This is a genomic window from Deltaproteobacteria bacterium, assembly GCA_018668695.1.
Classification (GTDB): domain Bacteria; phylum Myxococcota; class XYA12-FULL-58-9; order XYA12-FULL-58-9; family JABJBS01; genus JABJBS01.
Genome location: JABJBS010000334.1, coordinates 1 through 22,438 on the forward strand (window position 1 = coordinate 1; position 22,438 = coordinate 22,438).

General features: G+C 52.1%; 24 protein-coding genes and 1 tRNA gene. 21 read left to right on the forward strand and 4 right to left on the reverse strand.

Annotation, left to right across the window (positions count from 1 at the left end; genetic code table 11):
• Positions 1-214: FAD-dependent oxidoreductase (locus HOK28_18760; GenBank protein ID MBT6435145.1), on the reverse strand; the 214-nt coding region annotated here is incomplete at its 3' end.
• Between the two features lie 110 nt (positions 215-324).
• Here HOK28_18760 and HOK28_18765 point away from each other — a divergent pair.
• The 16 genes from HOK28_18765 (at position 325) to HOK28_18840 (ending at position 18,054) form a co-directional block, all read left to right on the forward strand.
• Positions 325-921 carry a hypothetical protein gene (locus tag HOK28_18765; protein ID MBT6435146.1) on the forward strand — a complete coding sequence of 199 codons (597 nt, stop codon included), beginning with the start codon at positions 325-327 and terminating at the stop codon, positions 919-921.
• A 22-nt stretch (positions 922-943) separates the two neighbouring features.
• Positions 944-1,450 carry a sigma-70 family RNA polymerase sigma factor gene (locus HOK28_18770; GenBank protein MBT6435147.1) on the forward strand — a complete coding sequence of 169 codons (507 nt, stop codon included), beginning with the start codon at positions 944-946 and terminating at the stop codon, positions 1,448-1,450.
• A complete protein-coding gene (locus HOK28_18775) occupies positions 1,447-2,505 on the forward strand; it encodes a hypothetical protein (GenBank protein MBT6435148.1) in 1,059 nt (352 codons plus the stop codon). The genes HOK28_18770 and HOK28_18775 overlap by 4 nt, the downstream gene beginning before the upstream one ends.
• A gap of 113 nt (positions 2,506-2,618) precedes the next feature.
• A complete protein-coding gene (locus tag HOK28_18780; protein MBT6435149.1) occupies positions 2,619-3,140 on the forward strand; it encodes a hypothetical protein in 522 nt (173 codons plus the stop codon).
• 119 nt (positions 3,141-3,259) lie between these two features.
• Positions 3,260-3,778: a DNA-binding protein gene (locus tag HOK28_18785; protein MBT6435150.1), complete on the forward strand. Its 519-nt coding sequence runs from the start codon at positions 3,260-3,262 to the stop codon at positions 3,776-3,778.
• Between the two features lie 59 nt (positions 3,779-3,837).
• A complete protein-coding gene (locus HOK28_18790; GenBank protein ID MBT6435151.1) occupies positions 3,838-5,028 on the forward strand; it encodes an O-antigen ligase family protein in 1,191 nt (396 codons plus the stop codon).
• Positions 5,025-5,828 carry a glycosyltransferase family 2 protein gene (locus HOK28_18795; protein MBT6435152.1) on the forward strand — a complete coding sequence of 268 codons (804 nt, stop codon included), beginning with the start codon at positions 5,025-5,027 and terminating at the stop codon, positions 5,826-5,828. The genes HOK28_18790 and HOK28_18795 overlap by 4 nt, the downstream gene beginning before the upstream one ends.
• 39 nt (positions 5,829-5,867) lie before the next feature.
• Entirely contained in the window at positions 5,868-6,962 is a 1,095-nt protein-coding gene (locus HOK28_18800; GenBank protein MBT6435153.1) for a glycosyltransferase, read from the forward strand.
• Positions 6,962-8,209: a hypothetical protein gene (locus HOK28_18805; GenBank protein ID MBT6435154.1), complete on the forward strand. Its 1,248-nt coding sequence runs from the start codon at positions 6,962-6,964 to the stop codon at positions 8,207-8,209. Before HOK28_18800 ends, HOK28_18805 begins: the two co-directional genes overlap by 1 nt.
• Positions 8,206-9,453, forward strand: a complete 1,248-nt coding sequence (locus HOK28_18810; protein MBT6435155.1) for a hypothetical protein — start codon at positions 8,206-8,208, stop codon at positions 9,451-9,453. Before HOK28_18805 ends, HOK28_18810 begins: the two co-directional genes overlap by 4 nt.
• Positions 9,450-11,627 (forward strand): C40 family peptidase, encoded by a 2,178-nt coding sequence (locus tag HOK28_18815; GenBank protein ID MBT6435156.1) that lies wholly within the window; start codon positions 9,450-9,452, stop codon positions 11,625-11,627. Before HOK28_18810 ends, HOK28_18815 begins: the two co-directional genes overlap by 4 nt.
• Positions 11,627-12,745: a glycosyltransferase gene (locus HOK28_18820; protein ID MBT6435157.1), complete on the forward strand. Its 1,119-nt coding sequence runs from the start codon at positions 11,627-11,629 to the stop codon at positions 12,743-12,745. Before HOK28_18815 ends, HOK28_18820 begins: the two co-directional genes overlap by 1 nt.
• A gap of 240 nt (positions 12,746-12,985) precedes the next feature.
• A complete protein-coding gene (locus HOK28_18825) occupies positions 12,986-14,419 on the forward strand; it encodes an undecaprenyl-phosphate glucose phosphotransferase (protein MBT6435158.1) in 1,434 nt (477 codons plus the stop codon).
• 61 nt (positions 14,420-14,480) lie between these two features.
• A complete protein-coding gene (locus HOK28_18830) occupies positions 14,481-15,599 on the forward strand; it encodes a DegT/DnrJ/EryC1/StrS family aminotransferase (GenBank protein MBT6435159.1) in 1,119 nt (372 codons plus the stop codon).
• Positions 15,596-16,603, forward strand: coding sequence for a Gfo/Idh/MocA family oxidoreductase (locus HOK28_18835; protein ID MBT6435160.1), 1,008 nt, complete (start codon positions 15,596-15,598; stop codon positions 16,601-16,603). Before HOK28_18830 ends, HOK28_18835 begins: the two co-directional genes overlap by 4 nt.
• A gap of 8 nt (positions 16,604-16,611) precedes the next feature.
• Positions 16,612-18,054: a sugar transferase gene (locus HOK28_18840; GenBank protein MBT6435161.1), complete on the forward strand. Its 1,443-nt coding sequence runs from the start codon at positions 16,612-16,614 to the stop codon at positions 18,052-18,054.
• Here the strand turns inward: HOK28_18840 and HOK28_18845 are convergent.
• Positions 18,048-18,812, reverse strand: coding sequence for a glycosyltransferase family 2 protein (locus tag HOK28_18845; GenBank protein MBT6435162.1), 765 nt, complete (start codon positions 18,810-18,812; stop codon positions 18,048-18,050). The genes HOK28_18840 and HOK28_18845 overlap by 7 nt on opposite strands.
• A gap of 60 nt (positions 18,813-18,872) precedes the next feature.
• Between HOK28_18845 and HOK28_18850 the strand changes: the two genes are divergently transcribed.
• Both HOK28_18850 and HOK28_18855 read left to right on the forward strand, forming a co-directional pair.
• Positions 18,873-19,484, forward strand: coding sequence for a threonylcarbamoyl-AMP synthase (locus HOK28_18850; protein MBT6435163.1), 612 nt, complete (start codon positions 18,873-18,875; stop codon positions 19,482-19,484).
• The gene (locus HOK28_18855) at positions 19,472-20,215 is read left to right on the forward strand and encodes a methyltransferase (GenBank protein MBT6435164.1); all 744 of its coding nucleotides are present in this window, start codon (positions 19,472-19,474) and stop codon (positions 20,213-20,215) included. Before HOK28_18850 ends, HOK28_18855 begins: the two co-directional genes overlap by 13 nt.
• A 2-nt stretch (positions 20,216-20,217) precedes the next feature.
• Here HOK28_18855 and HOK28_18860 read toward each other — a convergent pair whose 3' ends face one another.
• Positions 20,218-20,724 carry a DUF721 domain-containing protein gene (locus HOK28_18860; protein ID MBT6435165.1) on the reverse strand — a complete coding sequence of 169 codons (507 nt, stop codon included), beginning with the start codon at positions 20,722-20,724 and terminating at the stop codon, positions 20,218-20,220.
• Between the two features lie 84 nt (positions 20,725-20,808).
• Here HOK28_18860 and HOK28_18865 point away from each other — a divergent pair, with 84 nt between their 5' ends.
• From HOK28_18865 to HOK28_18875, 3 genes are all read left to right on the forward strand, one after another.
• On the forward strand, positions 20,809-21,324 hold the full coding sequence (locus HOK28_18865; protein ID MBT6435166.1) for an adenine phosphoribosyltransferase: 516 nt from the start codon (positions 20,809-20,811) through the stop codon (positions 21,322-21,324).
• Positions 21,325-21,397: 73 nt separating this feature from the next.
• Positions 21,398-21,476: transfer RNA gene (locus HOK28_18870), tRNA-Arg, on the forward strand.
• 47 nt (positions 21,477-21,523) lie between these two features.
• The gene (locus HOK28_18875; GenBank protein ID MBT6435167.1) at positions 21,524-21,850 is read left to right on the forward strand and encodes an integration host factor subunit beta; all 327 of its coding nucleotides are present in this window, start codon (positions 21,524-21,526) and stop codon (positions 21,848-21,850) included.
• Positions 21,851-21,904: 54 nt separating this feature from the next.
• Here HOK28_18875 and HOK28_18880 read toward each other — a convergent pair whose 3' ends face one another.
• Positions 21,905-22,429, reverse strand: coding sequence for a hypothetical protein (locus HOK28_18880; protein ID MBT6435168.1), 525 nt, complete (start codon positions 22,427-22,429; stop codon positions 21,905-21,907).
• Between the last annotated feature and the right edge of the window lie 9 nt (positions 22,430-22,438).

Below are 22,438 nucleotides of genomic sequence, written 5' to 3' on the forward strand. Positions count from 1 at the left end.
CCGCTAATTCACGAGCTTGGCCTAGCTGTGACGCATAAACCATAAGCTTTTTGGGGATACAGCCCCGAATCACGCAAGTACCGCCCGTTCGAGAGGATTCTATAATGGCCACCTTGGCGCCGTGGCCAGCGGCGCGCTTAGAAGTTGCTAGGCCGCCACTTCCAGCGCCAATGACAACGAGGTCCCATTCGGTATTTGCATCTTTTTCGTTCATGGTACGACCCTTCAAAACGTTCAGTTACTTGCTTTCATCCTGATTCTAACGAAAACTTAGTATAGGGAAGAGCAAAGCATTTGAAGGGTTCTGGATAGAAAGGCTCCTGGGTGTCCAAGGAAGACAAGCCCAAAGTACGCGCTCGCTCGCGTGCGAAGGCCAAAGGTGGCGCGAAGAAGGGCACTAAGAAGAAGAGTGTCGCTAAGAAAGCTGCGCCCACAAAACGCAAAGGAGGCGGCGCCGCAGGGGTTTTCCTAGGCCTGGTTGTGGTTGGAGCCGCCAGCTGGTTCGTGTTTGGCAATCCTGAAATCGTCCCGAAAAAGAAGCCCCCGGCAAAACAAAACATCGCCAAAGCGATGAAGTCAGGTAAGCCTGATCCTGCCAGGCTCATGGTTTTACGAGCCCTTACCGCTATAAGACCTTACGTTGAAGACTGCTACCGCTTCGCTCTAGGCAAAGCAAAAGGCCTAGAGGGTGTCGTGGTCGTTGAGTTTATGGCGGACTGGGAAGGCAAAAAGGGTTTTATCTCGGAGGCGCACATCATGGAGCCACGAGGGGGGCCACCCATACTCGAGGAATGCCTCGCAGATACGGTCTCAGATATTCCGTTCAAAGCCCCAAAGAGCCTTAAAAACGGACAGCAACGGGTCGTATTTCCCTTTGCGTTTGATACGGTGCGCACCGAGAGGACAGCCAAGAAAAAATAGATGCTTTGGCTGGCACCACACCATGGTCTCATCAGCTGAAATTGAAGAACTCTACCGGCGCTTTGGACCAGCTCTGTTTCGGCGTGCGATATCTCTTCTTTCAGATGAGCCCGAAGCCCATGAAATTGTTCAGGAAACCTTCCTGCAGTTCTGGCGGGGAAGAAAAAAGTTCCGTAGAGAGAGTTCTCCTTTCACATTTTTGTACCGAATTACGACTAACTTATCGATTGATAAGCTAAGGCGTAGACGCACTGCAGGAAACCAAATGAGCTATGACGACCATCACGAAAGCCAAAGCGGGCGTCTTCCGGATGCCCGGATTGTTGCGGCATCGGAAATAGCCATGCTCACCCAAGGGCTGGACGATGAAGTCGTTACGATTGGCGTCATGAGCTTGGTGGATGGTTTAACGCAGGAGGAAATCGCAGAAGCACTTGGGCTTTCACGCCGTACCATTGTGAAAAGGCTCAAAAACTTTCGAAGGGTCACCGATGAAAACCGACGCGCACACAGTGGAGACAGGGCATGAGTTCATATACTGATATCATCCTCGAGCGTTTCGTTGCTGGGGATTTACCGGATCCGAAGAACTCTGAGATTGAAGCAGCCCTAGAGGGTGACCCGAGTTTGGCTGCCCGTGTCGCCGTGCTTCGGTCCTCAACGGAGGCCTTCCTGGCAGAGCGCCCACCTGAGCAATTTGCTCGCCGGCTCGCCGGCCGAATAGACCATGAAGGGGAGGCAGCTTCGGGATGGTCCGAGTTTCTTCGGTCGTGGTCACCAGCATTCGCGTTATTTTGCGCCGTTATTGGGATATTCTGGACGACCTTCGATCAGCCCGGATCGGACCCTTTTGAAATCTCGCCTCAGCTTGATGGCGTTTTAAGGCTGGCAAGCCCCAGTGTTGAGCGAACTGAATTAAAAGAGATTAGCCCGGACCAAGAACCTACGATGGGTGCTCGAGGAGCCGCGCCCCAGGCAATGTCCGCAAGATCTGTCACGAAACAAGCGCCTTTAAAACCGAGAAGAAAAGCCAAGAAGGCATATACGCAGAAGCCTGCGGCCCCAAAACGAGAAATAGCTACCCCTATAGAGCTCGCAGCAGCTCCGCTACATCCAGCCCCAGATCCGGCGTCTACCCAACGAAAGCCCTCTCTAAGTGCCCGTGGAACAAGGGCAGGGACACCCCTAACCAAGGGCAGTCGCTTGATGATGGCGGCCCCGGCATCCCAAATTTTTGAGTTAAAAGTCAGGTCACCTAGAGAAGGCTCCAGGAGGCTGATAGGGGATACCCTGATTACCTCAAGTGAAGAGATCCTGGCCGTCCCAAAGTGGAGAGGACCACTGCACTGGGGGTATTTGATTACGAAGAGCGGGGCTCAAGACCGGCTCGTCGACGAGCTATCCTCACGGCCATATACGCAGGGCGCAGTGCTCAGCCAGCCCATTGGCTTCTCTGGTGAAGCGACCATCTGGGTGCTGGCTTGCCTGACTCCGTTTTCTATTGAAAATATTCTTTTTGATGGAATCAGGCTTCGTTCCGAAAATGAAAACTGTAAGGTTTTTGAGTTTTTTGCGTTATTTTAAAAATATTTAACAAGCATGTACATTGAGCAATATTAGGTACTTGAGTTCATCTCGTCCTCGGTTTTCAAATATACTGAAACGATATATTAGAAATATTATTGACGATAGACTCCATGCAATATACCGTCTGTTTCATGGCACTACTGACCACAGCAGAGATTCGAAAACTAGAGCGACAGCATGAAGCTGGCGTGAGTTCTTCGACTATTGTGGACATCTTTCAAGGTAAAGGTGAGCGGTTCAGTGAGGCTACGCTGCGCAAATACGTGCAGCTTAATCTTTTACCCAAGTCTCGGCGAGTGGGTACTCGCGGCAAGCACAAGGGTTCAAGTGGTGTCTATCCCGTTTCTATCATCGGTTTAGTGAACGAGATTAAGCGAACGCTGGCGGCGGGCGCGACACTGGATGAAATTCGATACACAAGTGTTGGACTCGTTGGGGAGGTTCATGCACTTCGCAGAGTGGTTCAGGAGACAGCAGCCCGATTTGCCGAAGCAATCGACAAGCAGGGTGATGCTAGGCATCGCAGCGGTCTCTTGAAATCTCTGGATAAACAAAGCAAGGCGTTCAACAAGCAAATCGAAGAACTCGAGCAGCTTGCCAATCGTCTGCGTAGCGGTGGTGATGGCGGATAATAATAGGTGTCTTGATCTGCAGTGAATACTGCCTAACGAAATAATAATAGAACGACCCCGCAAGGGGGTTACCTTACCAGCTGGGTTTGCGGAGGATTCAGCTACACTTAGGAGGGGTTATGGCTATAAGAGCTTCAAGGGATGCGCGTGCCGAGAAGCAGCAGGAGTCGACAGTCACGTCCGGGGGGACATCTGGACTGCGAGGCCGTGCTAAGCCGAAAACGATTTCACGTCGTGAAATGCAGCGGAACCAAAAGAGACGTGAAAAAGCCGGCGATTTGCTCGAGATTATACCGTACGACAGACCAGAGAAACGGTCTGAATGTGCAACAGGACCACGACCTTGTTTGTTTGTGGCTTGTAAGTACCATCTCTATCTTGATGTTAACCCGGAGACGGGCTCCATTAAGATGAATTTTCCAGACTTGGAACCGTGGGAACTCGAAGAGACCTGCGCCCTTGATATCGCCGAACGTGGTGGTGTTACTCTGGAAGAAGTTGGTGCCATTTTGAATCTGACGCGCGAACGTGTGCGACAGGTTGAGGTTTCCGGTCTAACAAAGATGCATGAAGTAAGTGAAGAGCACGAACTTGATGCCTTTATGGGCTGGGAAGTTGGACAAGACCGAACAGGTTGATAAATGGCCACGGTGTCCGCAAGGCTCTGTGGCGTTCTTTTGACGGCGGCTGTTTAGGCATGAAGTCATTATCAATTTATCTGCTGGTTCTTCTACCAGTTAGTGTTCTGATTCCGTGGGCCCCTTTGGTGGGCCCAATCAACACCAGTGATATTTTACCGATCTTGGGTGGCGCTGGAGCCTGCTGGCTCTTAATGTCGAACGCCGATACGCATTCGGTTACTCCATTTCCTTGGTGGGTGCTTCTGGCGCTCGGCGTCGGAATGCTTGGGTCCCATTGCATTGGGCATTGGGAAACATTTGGAGTCGGCGTAAGCGGACGAACGCTTGGCCGCATGCTGCTTTACGCGGCGGTCGGTCTAGGAATAACCTCCTTTTTTGATGATAGAGAAATCTCGTTGCTTGGACGAGTCTTTACGATTGTTGTTCTCACTGAAGCCAGCATTGGCGTCGTGGCAGTACTCATCGGTGTACCCGGTCCTTTAGGGTTGGGTGTTGTTGATTATCCTCCAGGTCATTTCCCGGCAGACGGTTGGGCGCGTGCTCAGGGCACTTTTGGCGGAGTATTGCCGGCTGGTGAAGAGTTCCTCAATCGGGCCAACTTCTATTCAGCGTATCTTGTCATCGGTCTTTTCGTTGTGGCCGACCGCTTCGCGAAACGGCCGCGTTTCTTATTACCCGCTGTTTCCTTGATTCTTTTAGGAATATTGGCCTCCGGCTCTAGGATGAGCTTGCTGGCGGCGTTAGTCGGGTTAGCTGTTTTCATGTCTTTCAGCGGAAAAATCAAAACCCTGCTGGCTGGTGTGGTCATCTCTTTAGCCACCGTACTGGCTTACGAGCCCATTAGAGCACGATTCCTTAATCTAACCACGGATAGGCTAGATCTCTGGGGGCATGCCTTACGCGTGACAGCAAGCGCACCTTGGTTAGGTGTCGGCGACGGTCACTATCTCACTGCTGCCCGGGAGCTAAGCCTACAAACAAGTGCCGTGATTCATAGCCCACACCATTCCATCCTTTATGCAGCCGCGTCTTATGGTTTACTCACCGCCCTGGGCCTCATCGCACTCTATGTTTCAATGCTTTGGTATGCCTTCAAACAGCGTAAAGAACAGCCCGCATTATTGGCCATGGCCGTAGCATTCATCCTCCATGATATGACCAATAATCTCTTTTTTATACCGGAAGTGGCGCTAAGCTTTTGGCTTGCCTGGGCGTATTTCACTAAAAAGGATGCCGCAAGCGCATGATCAGTATCCTCATCGTTCATTACAATCGACCTGATCTGCTCACTCATTGCCTCGGGTCGCTGAACGGCGCCGAGGATGTTGTTGTGGTTGATAACGGGTCACTTAATGATTCAGCCAGGGCAGCGTTCAGCGAAGAGTTCCCAGAAGTCACTTGGGTATTCCTAGAAGAAAATCTCGGTTTCTCGGCCGGTGTTAACCGTGCGGCCGCATCAGCTCGCGGTGATATATTCTTCTTACTGAACCCAGACACGTTGCTCGAGGGAGTCAGTCTCGCCAAGCTCGAACATGAATTTCGCAATGAAGGGGCCGAAATCATGGGCCTGGAACAAGTCGATAGCCACGGCCAGGTGCAGTTATCAGTTGGTTGGTCGGCGGGTGTCGTGCCGGAACTTTTTCGAAAGTTGCTTCAAGATGGCTGGGATAAAGAAAAGAAATGGGCTTATTGGCTTCTCGATAAGGTACAGCGGCCATCTTCTTCCGTCGATTGGGTTGCTGGATCCGCTCTACTTACCCATAAAAGGGTTTTTGATGCGCTTAATGGCTTTGATGAACGTTATTTCCTCTACTTTGAGGACATCGATTTTTGCCTTCGAGCCGCGGCTTCAGGCGCCAGAATAGCCTTTAGTAATTCCACGACATTAATCCACCATAGAGGCGCCTGCGCATCAACCGCACCCCAGGCGTCCAAGAGCCACTATCGAGACAGCCAGCGTCTCTTTTTCAGTGAGCATGGAACCAAGATAGCCAAAATACTGATGCCAGCATGGAGCGAGCTGCGTAAGCGAGTTAGGCGACCCTAAACGGCTTGCCCTCTCGAGCCCTGCTTTATATGGGGCCCTATGCACGTAGCTCATATCATGGCATCTGGTGAACCGGGAGGTGGGGCAACTTACCTTGTCGGACTTTTGCCTGAACTTGCGAAGCTAGAGGTCCAGTCATGCCTAATTACGCAGCCTAATTCAGTATTGGCCGAGTTGGCGCGCACCCAAGAATTTAAGGTTTACGGCCTAGACCTAATGACCAGTCGGCTAGACATCACAATAGCCAAGCAGCTCGCTTCGACGATTGCTGAAATTGGACCAACCCTTGTTCATGCGCACGGCACCCGTGCCGCATTCTATTGCGCATTGGCATCCATTCATAAATATTGCCCCGTGGTTTACACCGCCCACGGAATCTCATTTCGGGATACTCAACCCTTGCCGAAAAATCTTCTAATGAAAGCCGTTGAATGGTTTTCTATGAGAAAGCTTGCCGCTCTTGCTTCAGTCTCGGAACAAGACCTGGAAGCCTTATCGCAATTGCACTCGAATTCGGCGACACCTAAGGCCTATATCCCGAATGCCGTCAGCGGCGAGTTGTTCAAGCCGGGCAACAAGGCCGAAGCGCGTAAAAGAATTAACCTGCCAGAGAAAGCGTTTATTGTAGGGACGGTAAGCCGGCTGGTCGAACAAAAGGCTGTGCACCTGTTATTGGATGCCGCTACGGAAGTGGAAGGCGCCCATATTGTAATTGTCGGCGACGGACCGCTCGAGGCTCAGCTGCGAAAACTGGCTCATTCGACGGGTATTCAGTGCCACTTCCTTGGAAGCCGTAACGATGTCCCCGAAATTCTACCTTCGTTCGACGTATTCGTATTGAGTAGTTTATGGGAAGGGGAGCCTCTGAGTCTCCTTGAATCCATGGCGTGTGGCATACCTGTCATTGCGTCCGACACACCCGGCGCATGCTCGATACTTAAAAACGAAAACTCAGGCCTTTTGTTTAGCCGTGGCTCAAAACAAGATCTGGCTGCCTTACTCTTACGCCTAAGAGACAATCCTGAGCTAAGAAGAGTGCTTTCCCTTGGAGCCATTGCAGCCGCCTCTGAGCGAACTTTAACGAGGACGGCGCAACAAACGGTCGCAGTTTATCAAGAAGGGCTAGTGCCCTGATGCAAGTTGGCGGTCTAAGTATTGCGTTCGCAGCCATCGGCGCCTGGGCGGCCGAGCAGTGGTTCCCAGAAAACATAGGAATTGGAGGCAGTCTCATTGCCTTGATTCTCGCAATGGTTCTCATACCCACCGCATTTCGCAAAATGAGTATTTTCATTGCCTTGGCAGTCGCAGCGACGCTCTTGCCTGTTTTGCTTGTCCTAACAGCCTCTTTAGATTGGGACCAGAGCACGCTCATCAGCTCATACGCCCACATGATTTGGGTTATGGGAGTAAGCGGCGGGAGCTGGGGATCCGCAATGCGTGGCGGGCGCTGGCCCGTCGCCGCGGTCTTGGTCATCGCCGCGCTGATTGTGGCTCCAATGACACGCCAGCAGGACGAAGCCGATGGCGAAAGTTCATTGATGCAGCTTGAAGCGGCTATGGTCCGTGGCAATAACGATTTACTTCAGCGGTGGGTCGAGCTTGCATTGAATCAAAACGTAGGCCCTCAGAGACTCAGACATTTTTGCAAACAATCGCGGCATGACTTTAGGCGCGGCACGAGTGACTTAGATACGCGAACTCAAACGGTATGCCGGGCACTGCTCCATAAGTTCCCAGAACAGGGTGGTCGCGAGTTATTACGTGCTGAGTCATCTAAGCAGGTGAGGTTGGCGGCAGATCTTTTCGCCGAGGCGGGCCTCTGGGACGAAGCTTCAATGGCGACGCACCGAGCAGTCAAACTCGGCGCGGCCCATTCAGCTCTAAATCTATGGCGCTGGAAACGCGTGAAGGGACGTCAAGCCAAAGGAGTCGAAGACTGGGCTGGCTGGAATGCCGAAACAACATTCGTGGGCCCAGCTGGAGCAGAACGAAGCGCGGTTCGCGTTAGTGGTGCCAGTGGTGGACTCAAGCCCATGGTTCTAAGATCGGGGCAAAGAGCCATCATGTCCGTGAATCGCTACGGCGACTCGTTTACCGTGGATTTGCCAAAACCGCCTTCCAAAAATGTTCAAAGCATTAGTCTCATGGGCCAAGCTCGAAATGGTTTTGCGTTCGAGTTCTTAGATGCAGGCAATACGTGGCACCGATATCACTGCGACGGGCCTTCTAAGTCTGCAGGTATTTATGGGTCCTCATTTTGCAACGAGCAGCTTGGCACAGCCGTGGTTGAGATCGATGAATCGATCCGTCAACCGCTGCGTCGGATACGGGTCCGAGGGAATTTTATCCTTCAGGGTATTCAAGCGAGCGCGCGCCAATGACATTCCAGCAACGCGAACAAGGGCATATTCTCGCTTTGATGCTACTGGCATTCGCCATACCCCTTGGAGAGGGAATCGCGCTGCTTGGCATGGGGCTGGTCTTTCTTTTTTGTTTCCTGCGACGCTACAGCATTGACTGGACCGAGCTGCGCCGAGGCTTGGCGGGCGTATGGTTTTATGGTTGGCTTGCTTGGTTTGTTGTCGGGATCTTGATGATTTCGATATCGGGGCTAGGTGTTTTAAAGTCGTCTGAGATTTTTCGCCACACGCCCATTCTCGCAGCTCCCGCAGTTTTCCTATCGGTTCGCTCGTTGCCACCGCGTTCGTTAGCCAGGGTTCAACAGCTTCTGATGATTATGCTTTGCGCCGGGGCTCTGCTTGGGATTTACCAATGGTACAGCAGCAGTCACGATCTTGCATTTATGGTGCGAGCGGACTCCTCTATCGCAAGTCAGGCACGTGTACCGGGCGCGTATGATTCCATGGCGGCTGCTGGATTTTACTTTCATCGATTAAAGATGGCCCATGTGTTGGTGCTTGCCATCGGCCTGGTCGTCCCATTTGGCTTAACGAAGGGCAGACAGGCAGGATGGGCGTGGTTTGCCGCGGGGCTTTTCACGGTTTGCCTGGCCGGCACTTTCGCGAAAGCCTCTTGGGGTGCTTGCTTCGTAGGCACCGTTGCTGCCGGTTACTGCGTGTTTAAGCAAGTCAGAAAACCCGTTTTATTCGCTTCGTTGGTGGGTGCCGGGTCAGTCTTGTATTTGCAGAGCAATGGACAGCTTGTGTTGCCAAGTTCCATGGGTAGCTCAACAGGCATCCGGTCTATGATCTGGGGCCAAGCACTTCATGTGATCCAAGATTATCCGGGTGGCGTTGGTCTTGGGAATTACTCAAAAGTAGTCGCAAGCTATTACGACCAGGTCATGCCAGCGTTTCATATACGAACCTATCCCCACAATCTTCTACTTGCATGGTGGGCCGAGTGTGGCGCAGGCGGCATGCTCATACTGGTTTCATCATGGGTCATAATCTTCGTTAAAGCCTTTCAACGTGCGTGCGACACAAATCTTGGATCGGCAAATCGGAGCATCTATGCATCGTTGGTCTTCTATCTTGCCTCGTTTTGGATTATCGGCCTCACGCACGATGTTTTTTACCACCAATCTGTCGCCTTGATGTTTTTCAGTGGCGTTGGCTGGCTTCTGGGTCAATTACCCAGTGATGAATTGAGCAACAGACTATGAATGGTATTGTCATAACCCTGGCCATCCAGGCAGCGCTGGCTTGGAGCCTCGACCATCCTATCGAGAATCTTGATCAGCTTAAATGCGTCACACAAACCCAGCAAGTTGACGATCCTCTTTACGAACTCAAGCTGAATCAAGGCACGCGTCACTGGGTTGGTCTCTTGTGGCGGCCTGACACCCTTCGGCTCACCCCGCGCTCAAGGGCGCCATCCGCAGACACTTTGCTCGATACGGCCCGGGGCTTTCTCGGAACACCCTACGTTTGGGGCGGAGTGGGCCGGCGTGGCCTCGACTGTAGCGGGTTTGTTAACGCCGTCTATGCTCGCCACGGGTACGATTTACCCAGAGTTTCGCGGGATCAATTTCGAGTCGGTGTAAAAACTCCACGTAGCCGCTTAGCGCCTGGTGACTTGCTCTTCTTCGTGACCCAACCTGGGACTAAAAAGATTACGCATGTTGGCATGTATGTGGGCGATAACGAGTTTATCCACGCCGCACGGGGTAAAGGGAAAGTCACCTACGACCGTTTAACATCAAGGTACTACAGCGCACGGTTTGCGGGAGCACGACGTTTTCTTAGCTTAAAGCCCGGGCGCTTCAGCGATAAAATCGGGCGCTACCGAAAAGGCAGGCTCTACGGTTCTGCTAAAGCAGGCGGAGTGGACCCCGTTTTGCTTGAACTCGGGCTTGCTGACCCAAGCATGGGCGAACCGGATGTTCTCGACTCAATAGGCCTAAGCGAGTCGGGCGATACCCTCAGGGAACATGCCGGTGAACAGAAGCCGATGCAGCTTTCAAGTGGTTTCATTAAGGGCACCATCACAGGCGTCGGGCCATCGCTGGTGGCAACCGAGGAAACCTCGATAGGTGTGCGGCTCGGCGGCGGACACATGGCCGGCAGTTATGCTTTTGTCATTGCGCCAGAATTCACCTACTTTGGTCACGACAACGCCTTGGCCCTCAATATAGGGGTGCCGCTCCATATTCCTGTGGCAAATTATGAGGGCACGTTTTCCGAGGTCTTCAAGGCCGGCTGGGACAAGCCTCGAGACTACACAAAACTCATTCGAGGCATAAAGTTTGGCCAAAAAGAATCAAATCTTTACGTCGAGCTAAGTCGAACGTTATCGGGCAGCCTCGGTCACGGCCAGCTGATGAGGTTCTTTACCCCTAATGTTGGGTCTGCTTTTTTACCTGAGTACACGTTGGAGGCAGATGCCTTATCGTTGGCCTTCGATGGGTATCTCGGCTTTGGCGGCTTTGAACTATTTATAGATGACCTCATCGTGCCGAGGGTGTTTGGCGGCTTGTTCTTCTTGAGGCCGTCGGTTCTGGCCGGCACAGACAACGCTCTGCTCAAAAGACTGTCCCTGGCGCTTACTTATGCTGGAGATGTTGGGGCGCCTATGGCCGACACAGCAGTTGCTCAGGAGTCCTTCGGTAGTGTCCACGGAATCGGCTTTGATGCAGAATTCAAATTCTACAAGAGCGGGTCTTTGGACATGAAGGCTTACGCTGACGTATCCGGACTGCTTTATACGGGAGGATCGAGCGCAGGCGGAGCTCTCGGATTACTTGTTCGCTCAAACATTGAAAGTACATCCACCCATATCCTGCGTGGGCGCCTTGAGTTTCGAATCAGTGAACCATCTTTTATCCCATCCTATTTTGACACGACTTACAAACTTGGTCGATTGGCTGCACCCTCAGACACCATGCAGGACACTGCTCCTGAGACCAAGCTGGATTTACTCAACGAGCTTGAGTCGGACCCATCCAGGTGGGGGTTCTACACGGAGCTAACATACCACCTGTTTAGGCGGTTCAGCGTTATGGCCTCCTACGAGGACTCCGGGACATTTGGAGATGCCTTGCAAACCTACTCCGGCCGAAACTTCATGGTGACCGCCCGAGTGCAGGATGTTTACTGGCCCAAAACCACCAAGACGATGGACTTCTATCTCGCGTACCACCTTCGCAATATAGACAGCGCTAAGGGCCTCTTTACGCTCGATAAGCGCAATGAATTCATCTTTGCCGCTGCATCTATGCGGGTCAGCAGGTTCGTCGAGGTTTCGGCTACTGTTCGCAAAGGCGTCAATGAGTCCGACCCGTATTCCCGTGGTGCTCTCGATGCGATGCTTGGCTTAGCGTTTAGGTACGAACTCTAATGAGGGTTGCGCTGGTCCACGATTGGCTGGTCGCCCATAGAGGCGGTGAAGCAGTGTTGCTGGAGCTTGCCCGACTCTTTCCTGAGGCACCTATTTACACACTGGTCCTGGACAGGCCCAAGATCCATCTCGAATTGCAACAAAGAGATATTCGGACGAGCTACATCCAGCGCTTGCCGGGATCCCCGGTCAGCTTCCGGCGCTATCTACCAATCTTTCCTCATGCCATTGAACAATTCGACCTCACGTCTTTTGACCTTGTGGTTTCAACCAGCCATTGCGTCGCCAAGGGCATCATCACCGGTAAGGCTCAGCACTTAAGTTATGTGCATACGCCTATGCGCTACATCTGGGACCAGCGAAAACAATACCAACCCAAGGGCCTCCTTGGCACCATCATGAGACCGGCTTTTGAAGCTACGGCTGCGGCTCTTAGGGTTTGGGATAGGGCCAGCGCCGAGCGTCCCGACCGTATTATCGCAAACTCAAACTTCGTAGCGGAGAGAATCAGGCAGTCATGGGGCAGGGAAGCGGGTACAGTTTACCCTCCCGTGGACACGAAGTTCTTCACACCCGGCGCCCAAGCGCGAAAGGACTATCTCGCCGTCGTGGGGGCGCAAGTTGGCTATAAAAACACAGCGCTCGCGGTTGAACTGGCCACCCGAGAAGGCTTGGATTTAAAAGTTGTTGGCACTGGCCCCGCGGTGAATGCTCTCAAGAAGCACGCAGGGCCAACCGTTTCTTTCGTCGGTCACGTTAGCAATGAGGATCTTCGGGAAGTTTACCGTGAAGCGAAAGGTCTTCTCTTTTGCGGAGTAGAGGATTTCGGCATTGTACCCGCTGAGGCGATCTCATGCGGTTGCCCCGTAGTCGCCTTTGCCGCCGGCGGTGCATTGGAGACCGTTGGAGGTAATGTGAGCCAACCCGTGGGCGTCCTATTCTCCGAGCCTACAATAATTTCGCTCGGGCAAGCCGTGGCCAAGCTCGACACCCACTGGAGTCAGGGGGTTTTTGATTCGGCCCTAATGCAGGGGTACGCGAAGAGATTTTCCCGAGAGGCTTTCTGCAGCTCTATAAAGCAGGAAATCCAAACATTACTGAGCACTTCCGTTCACTAGACACGACAAAAATGTCAGTAGACTCTGTAATATTCAACAAACTTGTCGGAAATCGTGATGTCCATTGGCCGTACATAGGCTTCAAAATAGGTTTTTTTTGTGTTGCTGGTTCTCGGTTCAGGCGTTAGGGGCGGGTTTTCTAAACGGAATCCCGGGTTGGACGTGCAGTCATGCCAACCGAACTTTTAATAACGGTTCACGGCCACGCTTTGGTCCGGAACTTGCTCTAGTGATAACACCATGCTGAAACGATACCCACGAACTTTCGAGCTATTCCAGGTGATTAACGATGCCACGGCGGTGGCAGGCGCTTTTGTATTGGCGTACTCACTCCGTTTCTCACTTCCAGACCTGATTCCCTATGAGACCATTTCAGATCCTCGCGAAACCATCTGGGTCGGCTGCTTCTCGGTTAGCACCTGGGTTCTTTTCGCGTATCTTGGCCAATTCTACGTTAGTCATCGTGCAAAGAGCCTAGCGTCTGAGATTTTTGAGATATTCAAAACCTCGCTTTACTCGTTTTTCGCGGTCGTCACGCTAACGTATTTTATACGAGATGTTCGGTATTCACGATTAGTTATAAGCTTTTGGCTTATGTTTTCGTTTATAGGCGTGTCCGCCAGCCGAACGGCTTTACGGCTTGTCCTAAGACGGATCCGCCGAAAAGGTTACAATCTGCGCCACGTCATCATTGTTGGGACTGGCACACTTGCAACCGATGCTATCCGGCTGATCCAGGGACAGCCTCAGCTGGGCGTTCGCGTAAAGGGGCTGGTTCGAGAAAAGGCCGGTCCACGCCGACGCGCATTGGACGAGATTACCCAATTAACCGCAACCACCTTAGAAGGCGTACCGGTACTCGGAGACCTTACGGAACTCTCAACGATGGTTGAAGAAACTGGAGCGGACCAGGTTCTGATAGCGCTGCCCATCGAGCAGCTCGGTGTAATGCCCGAGATCATGGCCTCTATGACTCAGCACACTGTTGATGTTCGCCTGATTCCAGACATTTACCAACACGCGACCCTTTGTGGAAGTATCGAGGATTTTGGTGGCGTACCGGTTATTAATCTTCAAGAGACGCCGCAGGTGGGCTGGAATAAAGTACTCAAGCGGCTCTTCGACTTCTCGCTGACTGCAGCCGGCGTCGCACTTATATTGCCAATATTTGGCTTCATCGCATCGCTCGTAAAGCTCACATCTCGTGGACCAGTCTTCTATTCGCAAGAGCGCGTCGGGTTCGACGGTCGCCGTTTCCAGATGTACAAATTTCGAACCATGCGCCAAGACGCTGAGAGTGACGGCGCAACCATGGCGGTGAGCGGAGATCCACGGTGTACAAGTGTCGGCCGGATACTCCGAAAAACGTCCCTCGACGAGCTGCCGCAGCTCTGGAATGTGCTTCGAGGCGAGATGAGCTTGGTTGGCCCTCGACCCGAAAGGCCGTGCTTTGTCGAGGATTTAAAGCGAGAAATTCCGAGGTACGCCTTGCGACATAAGATGAAAGCAGGCATGACCGGCTGGGCTCAGGTGCACGGGATGCGAGGCAACACCAGTATCCACAAAAGGGTTGAACTGGATCTCTATTATATTGAGAACTGGTCGGTCCGGTTGGATATCGTTATCTTGTTAAGAACAATTTTTGGTGGCTTCCTTTCTCCCAATGCGTACTGACGCCAGTAACGACGCGAAGCCCTGGTGATTTAGTCCAGGGGGGCTTGAAGGAGAATGCACGATGTCTGAACCTGTTCCATTTCTCGACCTACCTACACAACATGCTCCGCTAGCGGATGACATGACTAAAATGTTTGCCCATGCGGTTGCCACCGGTGGCTTTATCGGCGGCGCAAACGTTGCCACCTTTCAAGACCAATTTGCATCATTTTGCGAGGTTAAGCATTGCCTAGGCGTAGCCAATGGCACGGATGCCATCATGCTCGCTCTTCGGGCCCTAAACATTGGACCGGGCGATGAAGTTGTCGTTCCTGCTCAGACCTTCATTGCAACGGCTGAGGCAGTATCCATGGTCGGCGCGAAGCCCGTCCTGGTTGACGTCACACCTGACAGTCACACCCTGGATCCCGTGGCGCTCGAGAAACTGGAATCCAAGGCTATCAAGGCTGTTATCCCGGTTCATCTTTATGGCCAACCTGCAGACATGACTGCCATTATGGCGGTCGCCGACAAACGCGGTTGGGCTGTCGTTGAAGATTGCGCACAAGCACATGGCGCGGCAATCGAAGGACGCAAAGTTGGTAGCTTCGGTGCATTCGGCTGCTTTTCATTTTACCCAGGCAAAAACCTCGGAGCGTTGGGCGACGGCGGGGCACTGGTGAGCAATGATGAAGAGCTTCTGGAGAAGGCAAGGCTGGTCGCCAATCACGGCCGCACCACACGAACAGACCACATGGTTGCTGGCGTAAACAGTCGCCTGGACTCCATTCAGGCTGGTGCATTGAGCATTAAGCTGCCCCACCTACGGGGATGGAATGATGCCAGGATCCAAGCGGCCGAGTGGTACCTAGAAGCCTTGGCTGGAATCGAGAGCCTCGTAACGCCTACGGTTGTATCGGGTCGACGGCATGTCTTTCATCTCTTTGTGATTCAGGTGCCAGCCCGGGACAGCCTTATGGCTGAACTCAAAGCGAACAAGATTGGTTGCGGCCTTCATTACCCGACACCTATTCATCTTCATCCCGCTTACGGAGATCTTGGTCACGGTGTTGGTTCATTTCCTCACTCGGAACGTGTTGCTAGTCACGGACTAAGCTTGCCAATGTTTCCAGGAATGACCCAAGTTCAAGTTAAGCAAGTCGCAAGTGTAATTGCCGCCCACATGAAGGAACAGTCATGAGTAAGTACTCTGTAGCAGTCGTTGGAGCCGGGTATTGGGGCCCAAACCTTATTCGAAACTTCGCAGCAAATGCTCTTTGCCGTGAACTTTGGGTTTGCGAGAGGGATGCTGAACGACTTGAGAAAATCAAATCACGCTTCCCCGGCATTCGTGCGACTCAAAGCTTCGAGCAGGTACTTGAGTCTGACGTTGACGCATTGGTTTTGGCCACGCCCGTAGGCACCCACTATCAGCTCGCTATGAAAGCCATGGAAGCCGGTAAGCACGTTTTTGTAGAGAAGCCGATGGCATCCTCTGTGAAGGAGGCTGAAGCACTGGTCGACATGGCTGCAAAAAAAGGCCTTACCCTCATGGTTGGCCACACCTTCGAATACAGCCCACCAGTCCGAAAGATTTCAAGCTTGATTAGTTCGGGCGATTTGGGTGACGTGTTTTTCGTTTCAAGTATGCGTGTCAACTTGGGGCTCCACCAAAAAGACGTCTCGGTTATCTGGGACTTGGCGCCACACGATTTCTCAATTCTGTTTTCATGGATTGGCGAAGAGCCTAAATGCATCACCGCTACGGGTGGAACATTTGTTCAAAAAGGTATCCCCGACGTGGCATTTATCTCGACGACTTTCGAATCAGGGATTGTAGCGCACATCGAAGTCAGCTGGTTAGCACCATCCAAGCTTCGCCGAACAACCGTGGTTGGGTCCAAGAAAATGGTCGTCTATGATGACACCGAATCCATTGAAAAGGTCAAAATATTCGACCGGGGTGTCCAATATAAAGACCCTGAAACTTTTGGTGAATTTCAGCTATCTTATCGAACGGGTGACATCCTGATTCCTAAACTCGATCAGTTCGAGCCGCTTGGGTTGGAAGCCACAGAGTTTCTAACTTCGATTCAGAATAAGACAGCACCATTGTCTGACGGGCTCAGCGGCCTAAGAGTTGTTCGCGCGTTAGAGGCTGCACAAACCAGCCTTGATAACGGTGGCGCTCCGGTAAACCTTTAGGCAATCTGGTGAGTCGCCGTCATTCATCATCTTGGCCAGCCGTTGTACTGGTGCTTATCGATCTGATGGGTTTCTTTGCGGCTATCCATCTAGCGATCTGGCTCCGATATTCCATATTTGTTGGAGCATTTATCAAGCAAGGCCCACCACCTTGGCCTGAAATATTGGACGTTCTACCATTCGTAGCCGTCTCCTGGATTGCTGTAAACGCGAGTGTTGGCAGTTATCGTCAGGGCCTAGGAGCCCTCGATGAGTTCAGCAGCCTTTTACGAGCCACCATTCTGACCTTTCTCGGCGTATTAAGCGCACACTTCTTTTACAGGGAAGCCAGTTATTCAAGGGCCATGATTGGCTTCTTGATACCACTTTTACTTTTCGTCTCACTGGCATCTCGTCTCGTCTTGCGAATGCTCCGTCGCCGTGCACTCACAAAATTCGGAGGCACCCTAAGAGTACTTGTGGTTGGAGAAGACCCTACTGCCCAAGGCTTGATTCAAGGCATGATACGCCTTGGAGACCAGTATAAAGTGATAGGATCACTTAGCGTAGGGCCCAGAAAAACCCAGGGCATACTTCCTGTTCTCGGCGAATTCGAGGATTTAGAAGAAGTTTGCCAACGTGAAAACATCGACACACTTGTTATCGCCGAACGCGAACTAGGTGAAGACAAGGTTCTGAGTTCCATAGAGGTTTGCCTGCGAAACCAAGTGGCATGGAACATGGTCCCAAGAGTTCACGAGCTTTTGGTCGACCGAGCCCGAGTAGACCTCGTTGACGGTATCCCACTTGTGGGAATGCGCCGAACCAATATCGTTGGTTTCAACTGGATGCTTAAGCGCGCGTTGGACATCGTCGCATCATCTGTCCTGCTTCTTGTTGGTTCGCCGCTCATGATAGGCGTGGCCATCGCCATTAGGATCAGCTCGAAAGGACCAATTTTCTACGTTCAAGAACGGGTTGGGTACCGCGGCCAACTTTTTCCATTCATAAAGTTTCGTTCGATGCATCTAAATAACGATAATGCCATCCATCGAGACTACACGAGACAATGGATCACAGAAAACAAGGCACACACCGAGGGCGGGGAAGCGAAAGAAGCTGTTCATAAAATCATCGACGACCCTCGAATCTTCAAGGTCGGGAAATTCATTCGCCGATACTCAGTCGACGAACTTCCGCAGCTATTCAATGTTTTTCGCGGAGACATGAGCTTAATCGGACCACGTCCAGCATTGGCTTATGAAGTTGAAGTATACAGCGAATGGCACCGACGGCGCTTTGAGGCTCCGCCAGGAATTACCGGCCTTTGGCAGGTCTCTGGACGAAACCGGCTCTCGTTTGAGCAGATGGTCGAGCTGGATATTGAGTATCTGGAAAACTGGACACTGGGCACAGACCTAAGAATTCTTATCCGTACCGTTAGCGTCGTTCTGTTTGAAAAAGCCTATTGATTGGCTTCGCTCGTTCGGCTGCCCGGCCACTTGGCGCGAGCCGCTATCTTAAAAATCTCACCCAACATAACCACGGGATCCTTGATTAGGTTCACCTTGCTTCCGCCCACATCTTTCCAGCGCACGGGATGCTCCTCTACTTTGAAGCCCTGCTGATGAGCTAAAAACAGTGCCTCCACATGAAAGCCGAAACCGTTCGACTCCAGTGCTTCAAAAACGGAGTGAGCGCACTGCCTCTTCATGAGCTTGAATCCACACTGGGTGTCCTTGATGCCTGTCGGTACGATGGCCTGAGTCACCCGACGCCAGACCTTCCCCATAATAATCCGATGATAGGGCTGAGCCTGAAGAACACTGCGAGGGTCTATGACTCGTGAACCAGCGGCAAAGTCGGCACCAGCTCGAAGTGCGTCCCAAAGAATCATGGTGTCTTCAAAGGGGACAGGGCCGTCCGCATCGGAGATTAAGATATAATGCCCCTTAGCAGCCAGAACCCCTCGCTTAACCGCATATCCAGGACCTCGTCGCCGGTCTGCACTGAGTACTTTAACCCTTAACCCCGGGCATGATGAAACAGCTGCCTGACATGTTTCGTCAGAGGAGCCGTCGTCGGCCACGATAACCTCGAAAGCCGTGCCGATAAACTTTTGAAACGCATGAATCCGCCTAAGCGTCTCCGGTAACCGGTGCGCTTCATTCCATGATGGAATGACGATGGACAAATCGACCGAAGTCGTGCTTTGGTGCTCTGCGTTCACACCGAACCTCTACAGGAACATGGCCAGGGCCGGCAAGACTGGTTTTGAGGATGATAGAAGATGTTTGATAAAGCCATAGATAAGGCAGCCGGGATAATCCGAGAGGGCGGGGTTGTCGCGTTCCCTACGGAGACCTTTTACGGTCTCGCGGTAGATCCCGGTCAAACAAGTGGACTAAGCCGGTTGATTGAAATCAAGCAGCGCGACGCTGCCAAAGGAATCCCTGTAATTGCAGCTAGTTTCGCGGATGTAGAACGCAACTTTATACTGCCAGACGCTCTACGAGATGCGCTAGAAAGCATCTGGCCGGCACCTCTATCTGTCGCTCTCACGCCGCGCGAGCAAGTTTCAAGGACGCTCTGTGGTGATTTCACAAGCGTTGCAGTGCGCGTATCTGCGAACCGGCTTGCGCGTGAACTCGCGCAACGCAGTGGTGGTCTAATCACCGCAACCAGCGCCAATCTCTCCGGACAGCCGCCCAGCCAAGACGCGCAGGGCGTGATGGCCCAGCTCAAGGACACCATCGATTACCTTCTGGATACGGGTAAGACGCCAGGCGGAGAACCATCAACCATCGTGGCATTCGAAAAAGGAAGTCTCCGTATTTATCGCCAAGGTCGGTACGACGTGGCGAAACTGACATCCTTAACGGGGCTTTCATGCCTGAACTAAAACTTACAAAAGACTCCATGCTGGACGGACAGCTTACCCTGTGGCAGCCGGCTAAAGGTTTCGGCTATCGCTTCAACCTTGATCCCATTTTGCTAAGCGGATTCGCGAAGTCCGAAGGCTGCATACTCGATTTGGGAAGCGGTTGTGGTGTGCTTGGTTTGGCTATGTTGTTGAGAGGTGCCAAGCACCTTATTGCGGTCGAGAAAGAGCCTGCAATGGCGGAAGTGATTAAGCAAAACGCTGAAGAAAACGGTCTAAGCAGCCGTGTCGATGTGATCTGTGCCGATTTGCGAGAACTTGACGGACTCACCGTCGACCATGTTGTATCCAATCCGCCATACTTCAAGCCAGGAAGTGGCCGTGCCGCCGATAACGCGTTGAAAGATGCAGCAAGATTTGAACGCAGCGGGGGACTTTATGATTTCCTTCACTGTGGGCTGCATCAGGTTAAAGACGGCGGGACTGTTTCATTTGTAATCCGTTATGACCGCAAAGCTGACCTCTTAAAACACACCGAAGAACTTGGCGCATCGGTTCAACGAATATGTGAAGTACGACCCCACCGAGATTCCATTCCCAAAATGATTATGGCAGAACTCATGTCCGTGCGGGGAGCAGAAACACCGAGCATGGAAACACTCACAATCCATGAAGAGCCCGGCAAACGAGATTACACCGAGACGGTCCGAAATCTATTGTCACGTATTCCAAGCGGTGTCGGACCTGCTTAGCTTTAATCTTCCTCGTCCAGGCACCGTTTCCGCCTGGCTGCAATCAGCATCACCTTACGCAGACTTTCTCGTACATCCTCGTCCTCAACACTCGACACAATCGACTCAGCTTCGGCAACGTCCTCTGGATGATCAGCGGTGTAACACCATTCGCCCGGCGTTTCAGCGGGCACCGGCGGATCCGGGTCTTGGTACTTGTTGCCTGCAACGACTCTTATGTCTTGGATGACAACTGAACCCAGCACATCGTTGAGTTTGGCCATCATGTCTTGCTTGAGAAAAGTTAACTCATTTTGCCATGCTGTACTTTGACTCTTCACAGTAAGAACGCCGCGGCTAAAAGCGATGGGGTGTGAGCGCTTGGCGATGATTTTGCCGACCGCTGCATCGTAGATCTGAGTAATTCGAAACCGACGCGCTTGGTCCTTCATTCCGTTCGCATTGAGTGCGGAATGGATCACCTCGGTAATGGGTTCAGCCTCAGTTTTTTTGCGTCGTCGACGGGCCATGGGCCACTCCTATACCGGCAAAGCGCTACGGACAACTACCATTGGCTCTGGACTTGCGAATGGCTTTGTGCGAGTTGGGATTCTATGAAAGAAATCGCAGATCTCATCTCAGACGTCCCGGATTTCCCAAAACCAGGGATCGTCTTTAAAGATATCACCAGCTTACTAGAGCACCCCACGGGGCTTAAACTGGTTGTCGATGCTTTTAAGCAGCGCTACGCAGACCAGGGCGTTACGCATTTCGCAGGCATTGAAAGCAGAGGGTTTATTTTTGCCTCCGCGTTAGCCCACGAGATGGGCGTTGGCATGGTTTTGATTCGAAAGCCCGGGAAACTTCCAAGACCCACCCACAGTGCCTCGTACGCGCTGGAGTATGGCGAAGATACTGTTCATATCCATCAAGATGCCGTTGGCGCAGGCGACAAAGTTGTGATCGTTGATGATCTCATTGCCACTGGTGGAACCGCAAAAGCGGCCGCTGACCTTGTTGCCATGTGCGGCGCAGAGGTGCATGAAATCGCCGCCGTTATCGAGTTATCGTTTTTGCCTGGACGTGAGAAGCTGGGCGACATTGCCGCCCATGCGCTAGTAGCCTATTGACCTGGACTTTGGAATGCTCTTTAATTACCTAAGTCCTTGGAATCACAGGCCATCAATAGCGCAGCGACTGATGGCCCCCGTAGCTCAGTAGGATAGAGCTGGGGATTCCTAATCCCTGTATTGCACAGGTTCGACTCCTGTCGGGGGCGCCAGTCGAGGGTTAAGGTAAACCGCAAAAGAGTATTTGTGGAGGTACGGCATGAACAAGTCTGATTTGATTGATATTCTCGTTGATAAGTCCAATTTGCCGCGTAAGAAGGCGGAATCAGTAGTTAATTTGATTTTTGATCAAATGACTGATGCGCTTGCAAAGCAGCAACGGATTGAAATTCGAGGGTTTGGTAGCTTTGTGGCGAAGCAATACGGTGCACGAACTGGTCGCAATCCGCGCACAGGGGCGAGCATTGATGTGCCATCTAAGCGGTTGCCACTGTTTAAGGTTGGTAAAGAACTCCGAGAGCGCGTCGATAACGGCTTCCAAAAAGAGCTCACTACTGACAAGCCCGATGGTGAAAGTACTCCGTAAGTTTCAGATTTTTCCAGTTATTGCATGTCTTTAGCGAAAAATCAGTATTCGCGATCAAAACGCATATCGAGCGGTCAGGACGACATTCGATGTGTTGTAGGCTGTTGGTTGCTCACCGAGGGTCGAGCTGAGGTCAAAGGTCACATCCAGGCCGGCCGTGAACTTCCTTGTGAGAAAATAATCCACACCTGCTCCGGCACCCGCACCCATTGCCCATAAATTTGCACCCATAATGTTCATCAGGTGAGTGACTCTCAAATGCGCAGAGACGTAGGGCGAGATCGGGAAATCTAGTCCTGTAAACCGGTACTTAGCGCCTGTTTCGAGTTTGATGGTTTGGCTTGAACCTAGCCCAAAGTCACCCCGAGCATAAATGCCGATCTGGCTTTCCAGTGCATATTCAACATCGGCGCCGATACTTAGAAGCACGTCACTGCCACCCAAACGGCCACCCATTTTGGAGTCGACCCCAAAGGTTGCTCCCACCCAAACGGCCCCTGGCTCGAGAGACTTAGCTTGACTGGTTGCCGAAATGATTAAAGTGCAGATGAATAGCGCAGATGTGATGACATTTTTCATGGTTTGAAT